This window comes from Terrabacter sp. FW104-15G4B (assembly GCF_058790095.1).
The window spans coordinates 47,734-62,567 of sequence record NZ_JBYTCI010000018.1 but is presented as its reverse complement, the minus strand read 5'-3'; the positions used below and the strand labels follow the sequence as shown (position 1 = coordinate 62,567).

General features: G+C 71.9%; 17 protein-coding genes. 6 read left to right on the top strand and 11 right to left on the bottom strand.

Translation table 11 applies throughout. The features are described 5' to 3' along the window. Positions 1-22 precede the first annotated feature (22 nt). The 4 genes from gad to AC3WRT_RS14365 all read right to left on the bottom strand — a co-directional run bounded on the left by gad (position 23) and on the right by AC3WRT_RS14365 (position 4,676). Positions 23-1,399, bottom strand: a complete 1,377-nt coding sequence (gene gad, locus AC3WRT_RS14380; protein WP_492723003.1) for a glutamate decarboxylase — start codon at positions 1,397-1,399, stop codon at positions 23-25. A gap of 48 nt (positions 1,400-1,447) precedes the next feature. Further along, a complete protein-coding gene (locus AC3WRT_RS14375) occupies positions 1,448-2,146 on the bottom strand; it encodes a hypothetical protein (protein ID WP_492723001.1) in 699 nt (232 codons plus the stop codon). Positions 2,147-2,213: 67 nt separating this feature from the next. Next, entirely contained in the window at positions 2,214-3,659 is a 1,446-nt protein-coding gene (locus tag AC3WRT_RS14370; RefSeq protein ID WP_492723000.1) for a chloride channel protein, read from the bottom strand. Positions 3,660-3,722: 63 nt separating this feature from the next. Continuing rightward, entirely contained in the window at positions 3,723-4,676 is a 954-nt protein-coding gene (locus AC3WRT_RS14365) for a LysR family transcriptional regulator ArgP (RefSeq protein WP_492722998.1), read from the bottom strand. A 70-nt stretch (positions 4,677-4,746) separates the two neighbouring features. Between AC3WRT_RS14365 and AC3WRT_RS14360 the strand changes: the two genes are divergently transcribed. The 6 genes from AC3WRT_RS14360 (at position 4,747) to AC3WRT_RS14335 (ending at position 11,156) form a co-directional block, all read left to right on the top strand. Beyond that, complete coding sequence (locus AC3WRT_RS14360; protein ID WP_492722997.1) at positions 4,747-5,343, top strand: LysE/ArgO family amino acid transporter; 597 nt, start codon at positions 4,747-4,749, stop codon at positions 5,341-5,343. Positions 5,344-5,392: 49 nt separating this feature from the next. Then, a complete protein-coding gene (locus AC3WRT_RS14355) occupies positions 5,393-6,103 on the top strand; it encodes a nuclease-related domain-containing protein (RefSeq protein ID WP_492722995.1) in 711 nt (236 codons plus the stop codon). 165 nt (positions 6,104-6,268) lie between these two features. Beyond that, the gene (locus tag AC3WRT_RS14350) at positions 6,269-6,427 is read left to right on the top strand and encodes a hypothetical protein (protein ID WP_492722994.1); all 159 of its coding nucleotides are present in this window, start codon (positions 6,269-6,271) and stop codon (positions 6,425-6,427) included. After that, the gene (locus tag AC3WRT_RS14345) at positions 6,424-9,468 is read left to right on the top strand and encodes a helix-turn-helix transcriptional regulator (RefSeq protein WP_492722992.1); all 3,045 of its coding nucleotides are present in this window, start codon (positions 6,424-6,426) and stop codon (positions 9,466-9,468) included. The genes AC3WRT_RS14350 and AC3WRT_RS14345 overlap by 4 nt, the downstream gene beginning before the upstream one ends. A gap of 278 nt (positions 9,469-9,746) precedes the next feature. Further along, positions 9,747-10,757 carry a peptidoglycan-binding protein gene (locus tag AC3WRT_RS14340; protein WP_492722990.1) on the top strand — a complete coding sequence of 337 codons (1,011 nt, stop codon included), beginning with the start codon at positions 9,747-9,749 and terminating at the stop codon, positions 10,755-10,757. 78 nt (positions 10,758-10,835) lie between these two features. Continuing rightward, on the top strand, positions 10,836-11,156 hold the full coding sequence (locus AC3WRT_RS14335; RefSeq protein ID WP_492722988.1) for a DUF2853 family protein: 321 nt from the start codon (positions 10,836-10,838) through the stop codon (positions 11,154-11,156). A gap of 76 nt (positions 11,157-11,232) precedes the next feature. On the opposite strand, the gene AC3WRT_RS14330 is transcribed toward AC3WRT_RS14335, so the two are convergent. The 7 genes from AC3WRT_RS14330 to AC3WRT_RS14300 form a co-directional block, all read right to left on the bottom strand. After that, the gene (locus tag AC3WRT_RS14330) at positions 11,233-11,802 is read right to left on the bottom strand and encodes a hypothetical protein (RefSeq protein ID WP_492722986.1); all 570 of its coding nucleotides are present in this window, start codon (positions 11,800-11,802) and stop codon (positions 11,233-11,235) included. Then, a complete protein-coding gene (locus tag AC3WRT_RS14325) occupies positions 11,799-12,392 on the bottom strand; it encodes a DUF6286 domain-containing protein (RefSeq protein WP_492722984.1) in 594 nt (197 codons plus the stop codon). The genes AC3WRT_RS14330 and AC3WRT_RS14325 overlap by 4 nt, the downstream gene beginning before the upstream one ends. Next, the gene (locus AC3WRT_RS14320) at positions 12,389-12,778 is read right to left on the bottom strand and encodes an Asp23/Gls24 family envelope stress response protein (protein WP_492722982.1); all 390 of its coding nucleotides are present in this window, start codon (positions 12,776-12,778) and stop codon (positions 12,389-12,391) included. The genes AC3WRT_RS14325 and AC3WRT_RS14320 overlap by 4 nt, the downstream gene beginning before the upstream one ends. A gap of 4 nt (positions 12,779-12,782) precedes the next feature. Further along, positions 12,783-12,962 (bottom strand): DUF2273 domain-containing protein, encoded by a 180-nt coding sequence (locus tag AC3WRT_RS14315; protein WP_492722980.1) that lies wholly within the window; start codon positions 12,960-12,962, stop codon positions 12,783-12,785. Between the two features lie 67 nt (positions 12,963-13,029). Continuing rightward, positions 13,030-13,338: a hypothetical protein gene (locus AC3WRT_RS14310; RefSeq protein WP_492722978.1), complete on the bottom strand. Its 309-nt coding sequence runs from the start codon at positions 13,336-13,338 to the stop codon at positions 13,030-13,032. Positions 13,339-13,343: 5 nt separating this feature from the next. Continuing rightward, positions 13,344-13,790 carry an Asp23/Gls24 family envelope stress response protein gene (locus AC3WRT_RS14305; protein ID WP_492722976.1) on the bottom strand — a complete coding sequence of 149 codons (447 nt, stop codon included), beginning with the start codon at positions 13,788-13,790 and terminating at the stop codon, positions 13,344-13,346. Between the two features lie 257 nt (positions 13,791-14,047). Then, positions 14,048-14,834 (bottom strand): GH12 family glycosyl hydrolase domain-containing protein (locus tag AC3WRT_RS14300; protein WP_492722974.1); only part of this gene is annotated, 787 nt, incomplete at its 5' end.

The window sequence follows — 14,834 nt, the reverse complement described above, 5'->3', positions numbered from 1 at the left end:
GCGCGGCGGACGGCGGCGCCGCTCAGTGGCCGGGTCCCACGACCATCTTGGCCCGCTCCGACGGGTGCGCCCCGCCCTTAGCGGTGAGGGTCGTGCAGGCCTCCTCGATGTCGCGGGCGAGGGTGTCGACGTGCTCGCGGGTCATCGTCTCCTTGACCAGTGCGCGCATGATGGTGACGTCCTGGGCGTCCGGCGGAAGCGTGTAGGCCGGAACCATCCAGCCGCGCTCGGCCGACAGCTGCCAGGCGATGTCGAACTCGTTGTAGGGGTGCTGGCCGGTGAGCCGGAAAGCCACGAGCGGCAGCTGCTCCTCGCTGCGACCGATCAGCTCGAACCGCCCCATCGCCTCGAGCTTGTCGCCGAGCAGCCGGGCGTTCTCCTGCATGTTGCGCATGATGTACGTGTAGCCCTCGCGGCCGAAGCGCACGAGGTTGTAGTACTGCGCGAGGACCATCGCGGACCCGGTCGAGAAGTTGAGGGTGAAGGTGGAGTCGGTCTTGCCGAGGTAGTTCTCCTTGAACACCAGGTCCGGTGCCAGGTCGGCGGTCTCCCTGAAGACGAGCCAGCCGATCCCGGGGTAGACGAGACCGAACTTGTGCCCCGAGACGTTGATGGAGCGCACCTGCTCGAGCCGGAAGTCCCACGGCGACTCGGGGTAGAGGAACGGCCAGACGAAACCGCCGCTCGCACCGTCGACGTGCAAGGGCACGTCGAGACTGCGCTCGTTCTTGAGCTGCACGAGCAGGTCGTTGATGCCGACGATGTCGTCCTTGTGCCCGGTGAAGGTCGTGCCGAGCACGGCGGCGACGCCGATGGTGTTCTCGTCGATGTGCGGCGCGACGTCCTCAGGCCCGATCGTGTACTTCCCGGCCTGGAGCGGGACGATGCGGGGCTCGACGTCGAAGTAGCGGCAGAACTTCTCCCACACCACGTGCACGTCACCGCCGAAGACCAGGTTCGGGCGGTCGGTCGACCGTCCCTCGGCCTGGCGACGGGTGCGCCAGTTCCACTTGAGCGACAGCGCTCCGAGCATGATCGCCTCGGACGAGCCCTGGGTGCGGGCGCCGGTGGTCGGCCCGGGCGCGTGGAACAGGTCGGCGAGCATCCGGATGCAGCGCTGCTCGATCTCGGCCGTGCGCGGGTACTCCGCGTGGTCGATGAAGTTGCGGTGCAGGTTCTCCGCGATGATGCGCTGCGCCTCCGGCTCCATCCAGGTGGTCACGAAGGTTGCCAGGTTGCGGCCCGGGTCCCCTTCCAGCGCGAGGTCCTCGCCCACGAGGCGCATGGCGTCGAGCGCGGTCATCCCGAAGGCCGGGAACTCCTGGCTGGGCACCTCCTCGGTGACGAAGCGGTTCCCGTAGAGCGCGGCTACGGCGTCGATCTCGGACAGTGCGGACATGCGCTTCTCCTCTTGACAGGTGGGGCTTCTGGACAGATGGGGCTCGGTCTAGGGGCTGGCGAGTGATGCGGGCGCCATGGCGTGGCGCCAGGCCGGGAGCATGAGCGCCGCGCCGACGAGGAAGCACAGGGCCCCGAAGAAGGTCCCGGCGGTGACGAGGTGCGCGCTCAGCTCGGCATCGGTGCTCGGCACGACGTAGCTGCCGACCGCCGAGACCATGAAGAGCACGGAGCCGAGCAGGTTGACCCAGGCGATGCGCCACGGGAAGGACCGGGGCTGGAAGGTCAGCAACGCCTGTGAGACCGCGAGGACTCCGACGGCGCTGGACACGAGGAAGAGCACCGACCCCACCACGTCGGGCCGCCAGACGTAGCGATCGGACTCACTGGCCGTGGCGTTGTGGGTCAGCGCTGCGACGGTGCTGACGTTGAAGGCCAGCGTGCCGGGGAACTGGACGGCCGCGGCCAGCCAGGCGCGGTCGTGCGGGCGCCAGCCGCGCAGACGGACGGGGGCTCGGTCGTGCTGGGAGGCCGCGTCGACAGCGGTCGTCGCGGGGCTCTGCGCCTGCACCAGCTGGCAGTACGACGCGCTGGTGAAGAAGATCGAGCCGACGACGTAGGTGACGCCGTCGGCCCACCCACCGGTGGCGTTCAGATAGGCGGGCACCGAGCCGACCATGAAGCACGCCGAGCCGACCATGAAGAGCCAGGCGATCGCCGCGTTCAGCCGCTCTGGTCGCACGCTCATCCCGGCTGGCTCTCTTCTCGTCGACGGGCCGATCACTCCACTATCGACCGACCCTCGGCGATGCGACTCATCCCTTGTGGGTGACTGGGGCCGGCCCGGCCTGCTCCGCCGGCTCGACTGCCTGCGGCGGCTCTGCCGGCTCCGCCGGCTCGACTGCCTGCGGCGGCTCTGCCGGCTCGGACGCGGCCGTGGGCTGCGGCGGCCCCGGTGTCGGCAGCACCGTGATGACGACGAACGAGACGACCACGGCGACGACGACCTGTGGGGTGATCCGGACTCCGTCGGCGCCCATCAAGATGGTTGCGAGAAGCACCGAGGTGAGGGGCAGTCGCAGCATGGCGCAGCACACGGCGCCGATTCCCATGCCGATGCCGGGGGCAAGCCCGAGGCCCGGGAGACCGCTGACGGCGATGCCGAGCACGGCTCCCAGGAACATGGACGGGAAGACCGGGCCACCGCGGAAGGCGCTCAGTGACAGGCCGTAGGCGATCGCCTTGAGCAGCCCCAGGAGCACGAGCACGCCGATCGAGTAGCCGGCCGCGTCGGTGACGAGCCCGGGAAGGGCGCTCTGTCCGGAGAAGAGCACCTCGCTGAAGTCGCGCCCGGTGCTGACCTGGTATGCCGCAGCGCACAGACCGATGAGCAGGCCCAGTCCCACGGTGACCGGCACGCGGTTGCGGTGCACGAGCGGCCGCACGCTCAGCCCGAGCCACCGGATGCCCCAGCCCAGCCCGGCTGCGACCATGCCGACCGGCACCGCCCAGAGGAGCGAGGAGAGGGTGGGCTGACCGGCCGGCGGCACGGTGGTGAGCGAGAGCGAGAACGTGCCGACGCCCGTCCAGGCGTCCAGTCCGACGAAGACCAGCGCGCCGATGCCGGAGGCCAGCAGGCCAGGCAGCGCGACCAGGCTGAGCGTCATCCCGGCGATGCCGGCCGCCTCCATGATGAGGAACGCGCCCAGCAGGGGGGAGCCCAGCAGCGTGCTGATGGCGGCGAAGCTCCCGGCCGACGCCATGACCGTCACGGCCATCGGCGGGGCGTCCTTCTTCGCCAAGCGCACCGTGAGGGCCGCAAGGCCGCCGCCGATCGCGATGAGCGGCGCCTCGGGCCCGAGCACCGCCCCGAGGCTGAGCGTGGCCAGAGCGGCGAGCACGATGCCCGGGAGGTCCTGGTTCGCTGCGGGGCCAGACCCCATGACCAGGCCCAGGGCCGGCGAGTGGCCGGCATTCCCCGGCAGGTGGCGGATGGTCAGGGAGACGATGAGTCCACAGAGCATCAGCCAGGGCACGGGCCACCAGGCCGGCGTGCCGGCGCTGAAGAGGTGGGATGGCAGGTCCCGGAAGAGATAGGTCTGCAGCTCACCCACGAGCCAGAGGAATCCGTAGGCGATGGCCGAGATCGGGACACCGAGCAGGGCCGCGAGCAGCAGCGCGGACAGGTAGGCCCTGGACCGGATGATGGCCATCGGGTCCGGTGCGGTCGATGCGCCGGGTGGCGCGGTCGCGTCAGTCACGCGGTTTGCCTCCTCACGCGGGGCGTTCCGCTCCCGGAGCGGGACGAGCGTGCGGCACCCAACCTAGTCGCGTGCCGCGCGTGGCGCGGAGGATCCGTCGAGACCGACCTCCGGGCGGCCCCTCCCACTGCCGCGGGGTGAACGTATGCCGGCACGCGCCGACTCTCGCCGCACGGTGTCACTCAGCCGGTCGAGGTGCACGGACCTGAGTCGCCAGCGCTGCCAGTAAAGGGGCACGTCGACGTGGTCGCGCGACCCGAGGCGGACGAGCTCCCCGCTCTCGAGCAGCGGCGCCAGCTGGGTCGTCAGGAGGGCGCCCCACCCGAGCCCGGCACGGACGGCCGTGAGGTAACCCGCGCTGTCGGGCACCTCGTGCGTGGGCGGCTGGGCCGTGACCCCGTGGCGGTCGAGGATGCGCTGCTGGAGGTCGTCCTTGTGGTTGAAGCGGACGACCGGCATGTCCGCCCAGTCGACGCCTCGGCGGGCTCGGTGTCGCTCCACGAGGTGCGGCGTGGCGGCCGGCAGGTAGCGCATCGTCACAAGAGGCTCGGTCGAGCAGCCTTGCACCGGAGCAGGATCCGACGTGACGGCAGCCAGCACCTCACCGGACCGGAGCAGCCGGGCGGAGTGGTCCTGGTCCTCGACGTGCAGCCGCAGCAGCACGTCGTCCCACGTGGACGCCTCTGTCAGGACGCCACCGAACCACGTCGACATGGAGTCGGCGTTGACGACGACCGGCAGCTCGACGCGGGCGGCGTCGGCTGGGCTCAGGCCCGCGAGCGCCTCCGACTCCAAGAGCGCCTGCTGGCGGGCGAGACGCACGAGGACCTCGCCTGGCGTGGTGGCCCGGCATGGCGCCGTGCGCACGATCAGCACCTGGCCCACCTCCGCCTCGAGCGCCTTGACCCGCTGGCTCACCGCCGACGGGGTCACTCGCAGGCGGTGCGCGGCTGCCTCGAAGGTGCCCGTGTCGACGATGGCGAGCAGCGTCGCGAGGTGCTCAGGTGGCAGTCTCATGCAGCGATGCTAATGATCCTGAAGGAACCTTCGCTTCACTGAACGACTCATCCGATCTACCGTCGACGGTGTGACCTCCCTCGTCCCCGGCTTCGTCACCATGGCGTCGCTCATCGTCGCCATCGGAGCGCAGAACGCGTACGTGCTGCGTACCGGCCTGTCGCGCCTGCACATCGGCCTCGTCGTCGCCGTCTGTGCCCTCAGCGACGCGATCCTTGTCGTGGCCGGCGTGCTCGGTGTCGGAGGCCTGGTGACGGCCCACCCCGGACTGCTCACGCTCGTGCGCTGGGTCGGGGCGGCATACCTCGTCGGCTACGGCGTGCTCTGCCTGCGCAACGCGCGCCACCCCAAGACCCTTCGGGCGGAGGGGCCCGCCGCGTCGCGGCGCGGGGTGCTCGCCACGGTCCTGGCGCTGACGTGGCTCAACCCGCACGTCTACATCGACACGGTGCTGCTCATCGGCTCGATCGCCAACCAGCACGGGCCCGGGGGCCGATGGTGGTTCGCCGCCGGCGCAGCCGCCGCCAGCCTCGTCTGGTTCACGGCGCTGGGCTACGGCGCGCGACTGCTCGCGCCGCTCTTCGCCCGGCCGGTCACCTGGCGCGTCCTCGACATCGCGATCGCGATCGTGATTTTCACGATCGCCGCCACCCTCGTGCTGGGGTGACGTGCACGTCGGCCTGCGGGACCGGCGCCCGCCCCCTGGCCTCAGCTGCGTGAGCACAGGGGATGCCGCCGGCGTCGGCGACGAGAAGCCAGAGCCGAGTGGGCGGGCCGGTGGGTCTGCGCGGCGCGAGTTCGAGCTCCGCCGTGATGCCCGTGAGCAGCGGGTGCGTGAGCGCTTCCCGCGCATCGGCGGCTTCGTGCTCGCCGTCACCGAGGAGCCGCAGAGCACGCGGGCGTGGGACACCGGGGCGGCGGGCGAGGAGGTGGTGGGCTCCAGCCTCGACGCCCTGGCCGGCGAGAGTCTTGCCGTCCTGCACGACCGTCGGATCCCGCGCACGCGCGCCAATCTCGACCACATCGTCACCTCGAGCACCGGTGTGTTCGTGGTCGACGCGAAGAAGTACAAGGGGCGACCGGACCTGCGCGTCGAGGGCGGCCTCTTCCGCCCTCGCACCGAGCGGCTCGTCGTCGGTGGCCGCGACTGCTCGAAGCTCGTCGACGGCGTGCTCAAGCAGGTCGAGCTCGTACGCGCCGCCCTCGGGGACCCCGCCGTCCCGGTGACGGGAGTCCTCTGCTTCGTGGGCGCCGACTGGCCGCTCATCGGTGGGTCGTTCGAGACCAGGGGCGTGCACGTCCTGTGGCCGAGGCGACTGGCTCGGCTCGTAGCCGCAGAACCTCGCCCCCGATCGGCGCAACCGCCAGTGCCTGTGGAAGTGGCGACGGTCCACGCCCGGATCGCGCGGGCCTTCCCGCCCGCCTGAGCCTCCGCCACGCGAGGGAGCGCCTACCTCAGAGGGGCCACACGGCATACGACCTCGGATCTGAGGTAGCCGACGGCCGGGGATAGGAAGGTCGCCCGATGTGGGGGTCTACCTCAGCGACCGAGTCTGGAGGAGTCCAGAACGGTACCCACGAGAGGAAAGACCATGACCATGCCGTACGTCGACTACCGCACCCTCCAGAGCGAGATCGAGTCGCGCTACCCGCGCCGCCGTCGCGTGCGACCCGACTCGTCCCTCGAAGTCATGCGCCGGACCATGGCGCGGATCTTCCGAGAGGAGAACAACCCGGGCCGCACGCGGTGACCAGGGAAGCCTCGCTCGAGGCGCCGACTGCCGCCCCCCTGTCGGCGGAGTACGCGATGATCTCGCGTATGCCGTTGCGCACGGGCCCACTCATCGGGAGGGACGCCGACCTGTCCCGTCTCGCCGACGCCATCGGACTGCGCCCGACCCCGGGTGCTAGGCCCGGTGGCGTCGTCGTGCTGTCGGGTGATGCAGGGATCGGAAAGTCGCGGATCCTCGGCCAGCTCCTCGCCGACGCCACCGCGGCCGGGTGGTTCACCGGGATCGGCCACTGCGTCGGGCAGGCGGGCAGCAGCCTCGCCTACCTCCCCTTCGTCGAGCTCGTCGGCAGGATCGACGCCGGGCGGCCCGACGTCGTCGAGCGCGTGCTCGAGACCCACCCCAGCCTCGCCCACCTGCTGCCCGGTCGCGCAGACGCGTACGAACCCGACCGCGCCGGGCGAAGCACGGACCCGGGCCAGGTCGCGGAGGCCGTCCACGCCCTGCTGGTCGCACTGGGCGACGCCCAGCCGTCGCTCGTGGTCATCGAGGACGTCCACTGGGCCGACCACTCCTCGCGCGACCTCATCACCCTCCTGCTGACGCGCGGCTTCGCCTCTGCCGTCGGACTCGTCGTGACCTACCGGTCCGACGACCTCTACCGTCGCCACCCCCTCCACGAGACACTCGCCGTGTGGGCGCGCATCGCGGGGCTCGAGCACGTCGAGCTCGCCCCGCTGGCCGACGACGCCGTCCGCGAGCTGGTCTCGGCCATCGAGGACGCGCCCAGCGACGCCGGTATGGCCCGCCTGATCGCCCGCCGCTCTGAGGGCAACCCGTTCTTCGCCGAGGAGCTCGTCGCGAGCGCCGCGGCCGGCCAGTCGCTGAGCGGGGGCCTGAGTCGCGTGCTGCGCTCCCGCGTCGAGCAGCTCGACGACACGGCGCAACGCGTCCTGCGCGCGGTCGCGCTCAAGGGCGGCCGGTTCATCACCCACGACCTGCTCTCCCGCGTCGTCGACCTGCCCGAGGAGGCGCTCGACGCGGCAATCGCCGCCGCCGTGGAGCACCACGTCCTCGAGGCCCGGTGGCCGCCCGCCTACAGCTTCCGCCACGCCCTGCTCGGCGAGACCGTCGCCGACGGCCTGCTGCCCGGCGAGCGCCTCCGGCTCCATCGGTCGTATGCCGCCGTGCTGACCGAGCGCCCCGATCTCGCCCCGGCGTCCGAGCTGGCCCGCCACGCCGCAGCGGTCGGCGACCTGCCGACGGCGGTCCGCGCCAGCCTGTCGGCAGCTCAGTCGGCGATGGAGGTGGGCGGACCCCAGGAGGCGCTGCTGCACCTCGAACGCGCGCTCGGATGGCTCGGCGAGGACGACCGGCAGCGCGACGACGTGACCCTCCGCGCCTCGCGCGCCGCCATGGTCGCAGGTGACGCGATCCGCGCCATCGACCTGCTGCGTGACCGGCTCGACCATCCCGGCACCTCGCAGGACCCACGCGTTCGAGCCGACCTCCTCGCCATGCTCGTCATCCGCTCGCGCATCCTCGACCTCCCCGTCGACTCCATCGCCCTGACCGACGAGGCCCTCTCGCTCATCGGCGACGAGGCCGACGAGCGGCGCGTCCGGGTGCTCGTGGCGCGCGTGCAGGCCTTCGTCGACAACGGCTCGTTCGTCGAGGCGGCCGTCGTCGGCAACGAGGTGTCGCTGCTCGCGGAGCGGCTCGGCATGGGCGCGGCGCTCGCCGAGGTGCGCACGATCATGGCGCGGATCCTCGAGGCGCAGCAGGACCTCGACTCGGTCGAGGCGCACCTGCGGTCGGTCGTCGCGGACATCGCGCCGGACGACCCGCTGCTGCTGCGGGCCGTGCACCAGCTCGCGTCGCTCGCGCACCGGCGTGGTGACCTGCCCGGCTCCCTCGCGCTCTACGACCGCGGTGCCGAGGTCGCCCGGCGGATGCACCGCGAGTGGGCACCGTGGGGCCAGGAGTGCCGCCTCCTCGGCGGCCTCACGGCATACGAGATCGGTGACTGGGACGGCGCGTTCCGGCGTCTGGACCTCGGCGCACGGCCGGCCCCGCAGCCGGGACGGACGATCTTCACCGCCGCGGCCCTGCTCGTGCGATCGGGCCGCGGCGACCCCGTCGACCCCGACGTCATCGGCGCCCTGCGCGAGTGGTGGCACGTCGACGGCCTCTGTGTCGTGCTGACGATCATGCCCGCGGTCGACCTGCTCGGGCAGACGGGCGACCTCGCCGGGATGCTCGACCTGACCGAGGCCGCGGTGGGCGTCCTCGACGCGACGTGGGGCGAGTACCACGCGATCGTGCGGCTGGCCGCGCTCGTCGCCGGGCAGTGCACGGCACTGGTCCCCGCTGCCGACCCACCGGTCCGCGCCCGGGCCGTCGCCCTCGTCGACGAGCTCACCGACCGGGCTCGCCTCATCAGCCAGCTGCGCCCGGCGGTCGAGAAGGCGAGCCGCCCCATCTTCGAACGGTCGGCGCCCACCCAGTCGCTCGAGGACACCAGCCGCGAGACGTGGGCCTGGACGGCCCGGCTCGAGGCAGATCTCCTGCGGCTTCAGCGGGTCGCGGGAGTCGAGGAGCCGCCACCCGTCACCGAGCTCGTCGGCGTGTGGCGCGAGAGCGTCGCTGCCTTCGAACGCTACGGGCACGTCTTCGAGACCGCCCGGTCCCGCGCGCGGCTGGCCGAGGCACTGCGGGCGGCGGGGCACGAGGCAGAGTCGCGCGAGGTGGCCGAGCAGGCCCGCGAGGTCGCCGTGCGGCTCGAGGCCAAGCCGCTGCTCGCCGAGCTCGACGCGGTGCGCGCGGGATCGCACGGCACCGGGGCCGGCGCCGACCTCCAGGGATCGTCGGAGCTCACCCCGCGCGAGCTCGAGGTGCTGGAGCTGCTCGCTCGCGGCCTCACCAACGGCCAGATCGGCAAGCAGCTCTACATCAGCACCAAGACCGTGAGCGTCCACGTCTCCAACCTGCTCGCCAAGCTGGGCGCCTCCGGCCGCACCGAGGCAGCCGCCATCGCGCGACGACGTGGCCTCGTCTCCTAGCAGGACCGCCACCCCCCTTCGACGGTGGGTGCCGCTCGGCTCGGTCGGCGACCACCTGAAGGTGCTTCTCGCGGCCGGCGCTGTGCTGGGCCGACGGTCTGGGCGTGAGGTCCTCCACTGGCGCACCACGCTCGGCGACGCCCCGGCGTCGGGCTCGGACGCGACGACTTCATGACGGACGGGGAGCTCTCATCCTGTACGGCAGGCTCGCCCACCCCTAGCGTCGGCGCTGCGGACGCACCCGCGTCCCCACCACCGACACACGCACAGGGGTCGTCATGTGTGAGCTCCACGAAACCACCCGTCCCGCCGTCGGGCGCCGCACGCTCATCCGCGGCGCGGGCGGCCTCCTCCTCGGTGGCGGGCTCGTCGCCGCCTCGTCCACGGCCGCGCAGGCTGCGACCTCGCAGAACGGCTGGTCCGCCGGCTCGTCGTCCGGCGTGCCGCTCAGCACCCTGTCCGTCGGCGCCGTGACCTTCCCGGCCGGCGTCCGCCGCGGCGACGTGCACGTCGTCCTCGGCTACGTCGCGCGCCGCTTCGACCGCGAGGTCGAGGCGCTCGTCAAGGGATGGTGCTGGGGCCACAGCTACCGCGTCATCTCGGGCAGCACGTCGCTGTCGAACCACTCGAGCGGCACGGCCATCGACCTCAATGCGCCGCGCCACCCGCTCGGCAAGTCGGGCACCTTCAGCGCGGCGCAGCGCTCGCACGTCCGCTCGATCCTCAATGCCTGCAACGGTGTCGTGCGCTGGGGCGGCGACTACTCGGGCCGCAAGGACGAGATGCACTTCGAGATCGACGTCCGTCCCGGCGACGCGCGGCTCGCAGCCCTCGCCAAGCGGATCGGCGGTAGCGCAGGCGGAGGAGGCGGCACCTCGACGCCCGCCCCGATCGCGTGGACGACGGTCAAGCGCGGCGCGAGCGGCTTCCGCGTCACGGCGATCCAGCACCTGCTGCGCCAGCGGAGTTCCAGCCTCACCGTCGACGGCTCGTTCGGGCCGACGACGCAGAGCCGCGTCGTCTCCTTCCAGCGTTCCAAGGGCCTCGCGGCCGACGGCGTCGTCGGCCCCAAGACGTGGTCGGCGCTCGTCGTCACCGTCAGGCGCGGCTCGAGCGGCCAGGCCGTCGTCGCGGCGCAGAAGCTGCTGACCCACCGCGGCTACCGCCTCACCGCCGACGGCGTCTTCGGCGCCATGACGGCGACGAGGACGCAGGCCTTCCAGCAGTCGCGCGGCCTCACGGCCGACGGCGTGGTCGGCCCCCGCACCTGGGCGAAGCTGACCGCCTGACAGCGCCCCTGTTCAGGGGCTGGTGCGGGGTCTAGCGTCGCCGATGTACCAGCCATTCAACGAAGAGGGGCACGGCACATGGGAGAAGACTGGGCAGTAGACGTCAGGAAGTACTCGCCGGACGCCGACGACGCCGCGATCAAGGGCATCGTCCGACACTGCGGCATCGCACTGCAGAAGCGCGACTCGGCACTCGTGTCGTTCAGCGACAAGACCGAGACCAGCCGTGTCCGAGACGGATTCATGAAGAAGAAGCTGGCGCTGACTGATTCCGACGCCGCCCTCGACGCCTCGCTGGCCGACGTCGGCCAGGTGCTCAAGGGTGACCGCTCGAAGAACCGCGTCACCGTCTACTACCTGCTGGCCGAGAAGCACGGAAAGCTCGACCTCTTCCGCTGACCCGACCCCCCGGGACGCCGAGAGCACGTATGCCGCCCGGCTGGGCCGGGCGGCATACGTGCGTCCTGGCCGGCGGTCAGGTGACCCGGCGCGGGGCTGGAGCACGGCGCCGTACGTCGACGCGTACGCGGAGGCGCACGGTGCCGTCGGTCGCGGCGGTGAGCTGGTGGGCGACACCCGCGACCGCACGCTCGATGCCGGCCACGTCGGCACGGGCCGAAGTGGTGGCCTTGAGGTCGACGATCGGCCGCCCACCGGCGTATGCCGTCGCGGACCGCACGCTCGTCACGTCGGGCTGAGAGCCCAGCGAGCGGGCGGCCGCATCGGCGACGGCGCCGACGTCGTAGGAGAGCCTGCCCTGGGCGGAGCTGCCGGACAGACCCAGCCGAGTCGGACGTGACCGCTTGAGGTGGGAGAGCAGCCACCAGAGGGCGAGGCCGACCAGCAGGAGTCCTGCCACGGCGAGCGCCCCTGCCCACCAGGACTGCGCGGGCGCGTCGGCGACGCCTGATGCGAGGACGAGCCGGGCCTTGGCTCCGGGCAGCAGCCTTTGGCGCCAGAGCACCGCGGCCACGCCGATGGCGATGAGCAGCAGTCCGGCAAGCAGGACGAGAACGCGGTCGACGGCGACAGTCCGGCGGGTCATGAGTCGTCGCCCATCGGTCGGGTGGTCACGCGCACCGTAGGGGTCGCCGCCAGTCCCTGCAGGGACTGCTCGACTGCTGCGGAGATCCGACGGCGCAGCTCGGGGTCGGCGCTCGTCGTGCGCGCGAGCACCCGAACGGAGCGGCGGGTGGCCGTCGCCCGAGCGTCCACGACGCCGTCGACGCCGGACGTCGTGGAGCGGGCGATGCTGGCGACCGCCGACGGCGTCAGCCAGACCAGCGCGGTGTCCCCGACAGCGAGGTCACGGCGGGGACGCGGACGCAGCGCCGAGACCACCAGCCACAGCCCAAGCAGCGCCAGGATGACGCCGGCGGGCACGTAGTAGGCCTGTGGTCGCACGCTCCGGAGCTTGTCGACCAGGGTCGTCGTGAACGGGGTGCCGTCGAGCAGGCCTTCGACCACGGCGGCATCGCGCAGCAGCAGCGCACCGGCGGCAAGCAGGAGCAGGGCAAGGACCACGGCCCAGGCCGTGGCGGGCGGCGCACCGGTCGGCGTCGGTGCCCCCGTCCGCGTCGGCGCGGCGGCTCGCGGTTGACTCTGCGTCGGGGTCTGGGTCTGCGTCTGGGTCACTGGACCCGCCTCCGCTCGGGGACGTCCGTGCTGAAGAAGGCGACGTGCACGTCGACCGCCTCGACGGTGAGACCGGCGAGCCTGGCCAGGGCCTCGGTCACGCCGTCCCTGGTGCGGGCCGCCAGGTCGGCGAGCGGCGTCGGCCACCGGGTCGCGACCTCGACGGAGGCCCTGGCGCGGTTGCCTGCGACAACGACCTCGACGCGGGGCAGCTGCCGGCCGGTGACGCGGTCGAGCGCCTCTGCGTGCCTCAGGACTCCGTCGACCTCGAGGACGGCGGCCTCGACGATGCGTTCGACGGCCCGGTCCCGCAGCTGCAGGGAGCCGCGCTCACCCGGGTCAGGCCTGGCTTCCGCGCTGTCCGAGCCGTCCGCGACGGAGGTCACCGCGTCATTCACGGCCACGTCCACGCAGCACGCGACCGAGGTCGAACTCGCCGTCGCTCTGGCCGCCGAGGACGAAGCCGACGGCACCGAGCACGAGGGCCAGCAGGAATCCGGTGAATCCGCCTGCGGCGGCGGCTACTCCGAGCAGGATGCCGGCGAGGAGGCCGACGGACGAAGCGGTCATGTGTGTCATCTCCAGGTCTTGGGGTCGACATGCGAGCACGTCGACGGGGTGTGCGGGCCGGGGTGCCTCAGGGGGTGAGGTCCTCGACCGTGACGTGCACCGGCTGGTTCACGAGGGGCTGGACGACGCGGCGGACCTCGTCGGCCACGGGCCGTACCGGCACGTGGCCGTCCACGGTGACGTGGACCTCGGTGTGGTCCTCGCGTAGACGGACGCCGACGACGCGACGACCGGGCAGGTAGGTCGCGGTGACGCCGCGGTGGCCGCCGTGCATGCCGGTCACACCGGGCACGGCGAGGACCGCCATGGTGACGCGGTCGGCCAGCTCGGTGGGCTCGGACGACGCCTCGGGGCCGTCCACGCGTGCCGCCACCATGTCCGTCACTGAACCCGCGGGGCCTCGGTGGATCCGTCCTCGCCACCCTCGTCGAGGTAGACGTCGTGGACGGTGATGTTGACCTCGACGACCTCGAGGCCGGTCATGCGCTCCACCGACGAGATGACGTTGCGACGGATGTCGGCAGCGAGGTCTGCGATGGCGATGCCGTACTCGGCGACGATGTCGATGTCGACGGCGGCCTGGGTCTCGCCGACCTCGACTCCGACGCCCTGGCCCTGGTTGACGCGGCCGCCCGGGATGCGCTCGCGGAGAGCGCCAACCGCGCGCGCCGCGCCCCCGCCGAGGGCGTAGACGCCGGACACCTCGCGCGTGGCGATGCCGGCGATCTTGGACACCACGGTGTCGGAGATGATCGTGCGACCCTGGGAGGTCGAGGACGCGCCGCCGGTCTGCGCGGCCTGGACCTTGGTGACGTCTGTTTCAGCCATGAGGTTGCTGCCCTTCGTGTCGATGGTCTGACCACGGTCGCAGTCGCGTCGACGCACCGCGTTCGCACGCTCATGCGTGTGACCTCTATCACATACCCGTTCCCGTGCAACGGCGGACCCCTGTCGAAGGTTCACCACGAACCGACCGCCACCGCAGCGCTCGGGTGGTTCCCGGTCGTCAACGCCCGCTTCGGGATCCCGTCGCCCGCGACGGCGCCCTTCTGGATCACTCGACTCCCAGGGAGGTGAGCCTGCCTTCAGGAGTCGGTGAGCGCGAAGTCGGTGAACTTCCACGTGGCCGGCGAGCCGCCGGTGTCGACGATCTCGACGCCGTAGCAGACCTGGTCGACCGTCGCGGTCGACGCCACCCGACCCGCGCTGACGAGGTAGCCCAGCATCGCCTTGATGTCGACGGTGCCGGAGGGGTAGCGCGCTCCACCCGACGGCACGAAGGCGATGTAGCCGTTGCCGCTGGTCGCGTAGGCGTCCCAGGCGCGGCCACCGAGCACCACCCCCGTGGCGAAGCGGGACCCGGCCGGGACCTGGTTGCGGTTGTCGGTCCAGATCATGACCTCGTCGTTCGGCACCCCGTTGAGCCACAGGTCGAAGGCCACGTTGTAGATGCCGACGTTCGGAGGCGTCGCGGCGTACCGCGCGGTCAGGCGCGGGAAGCTGCCGATCGTCCGGCCGGAGTAGTCCTTGTGCACGTTGGGGTAGGTCTTGACGGCGCCGTCACGGCTGGAGTTGCTCGCCGTCCCGACGTGGTTCCAGGAGTGGAACGAGCAGACCTGCGTGGTCCCATTGGTGCCGGGGTAGCGGGACGCGTTCCACAGGTTGTTGTGGACGTAGTAGCCACCGTCGCTGATGCCGCCGTTGGAGTCGCTGGTGGTGAAGTACGGGTTCGTGCACACCGTCCCGGCCGGCGGCGGTGTCGTCGTGCCGAGGTGGTAGCCGGCGACGTCGGCCAGCAGGTGCACCGTGCCGCCCGACCCGTTGTGGAGCGCCACCCTCCCGTCGGCCCCCACCGGCGCCACGACGAGGTTG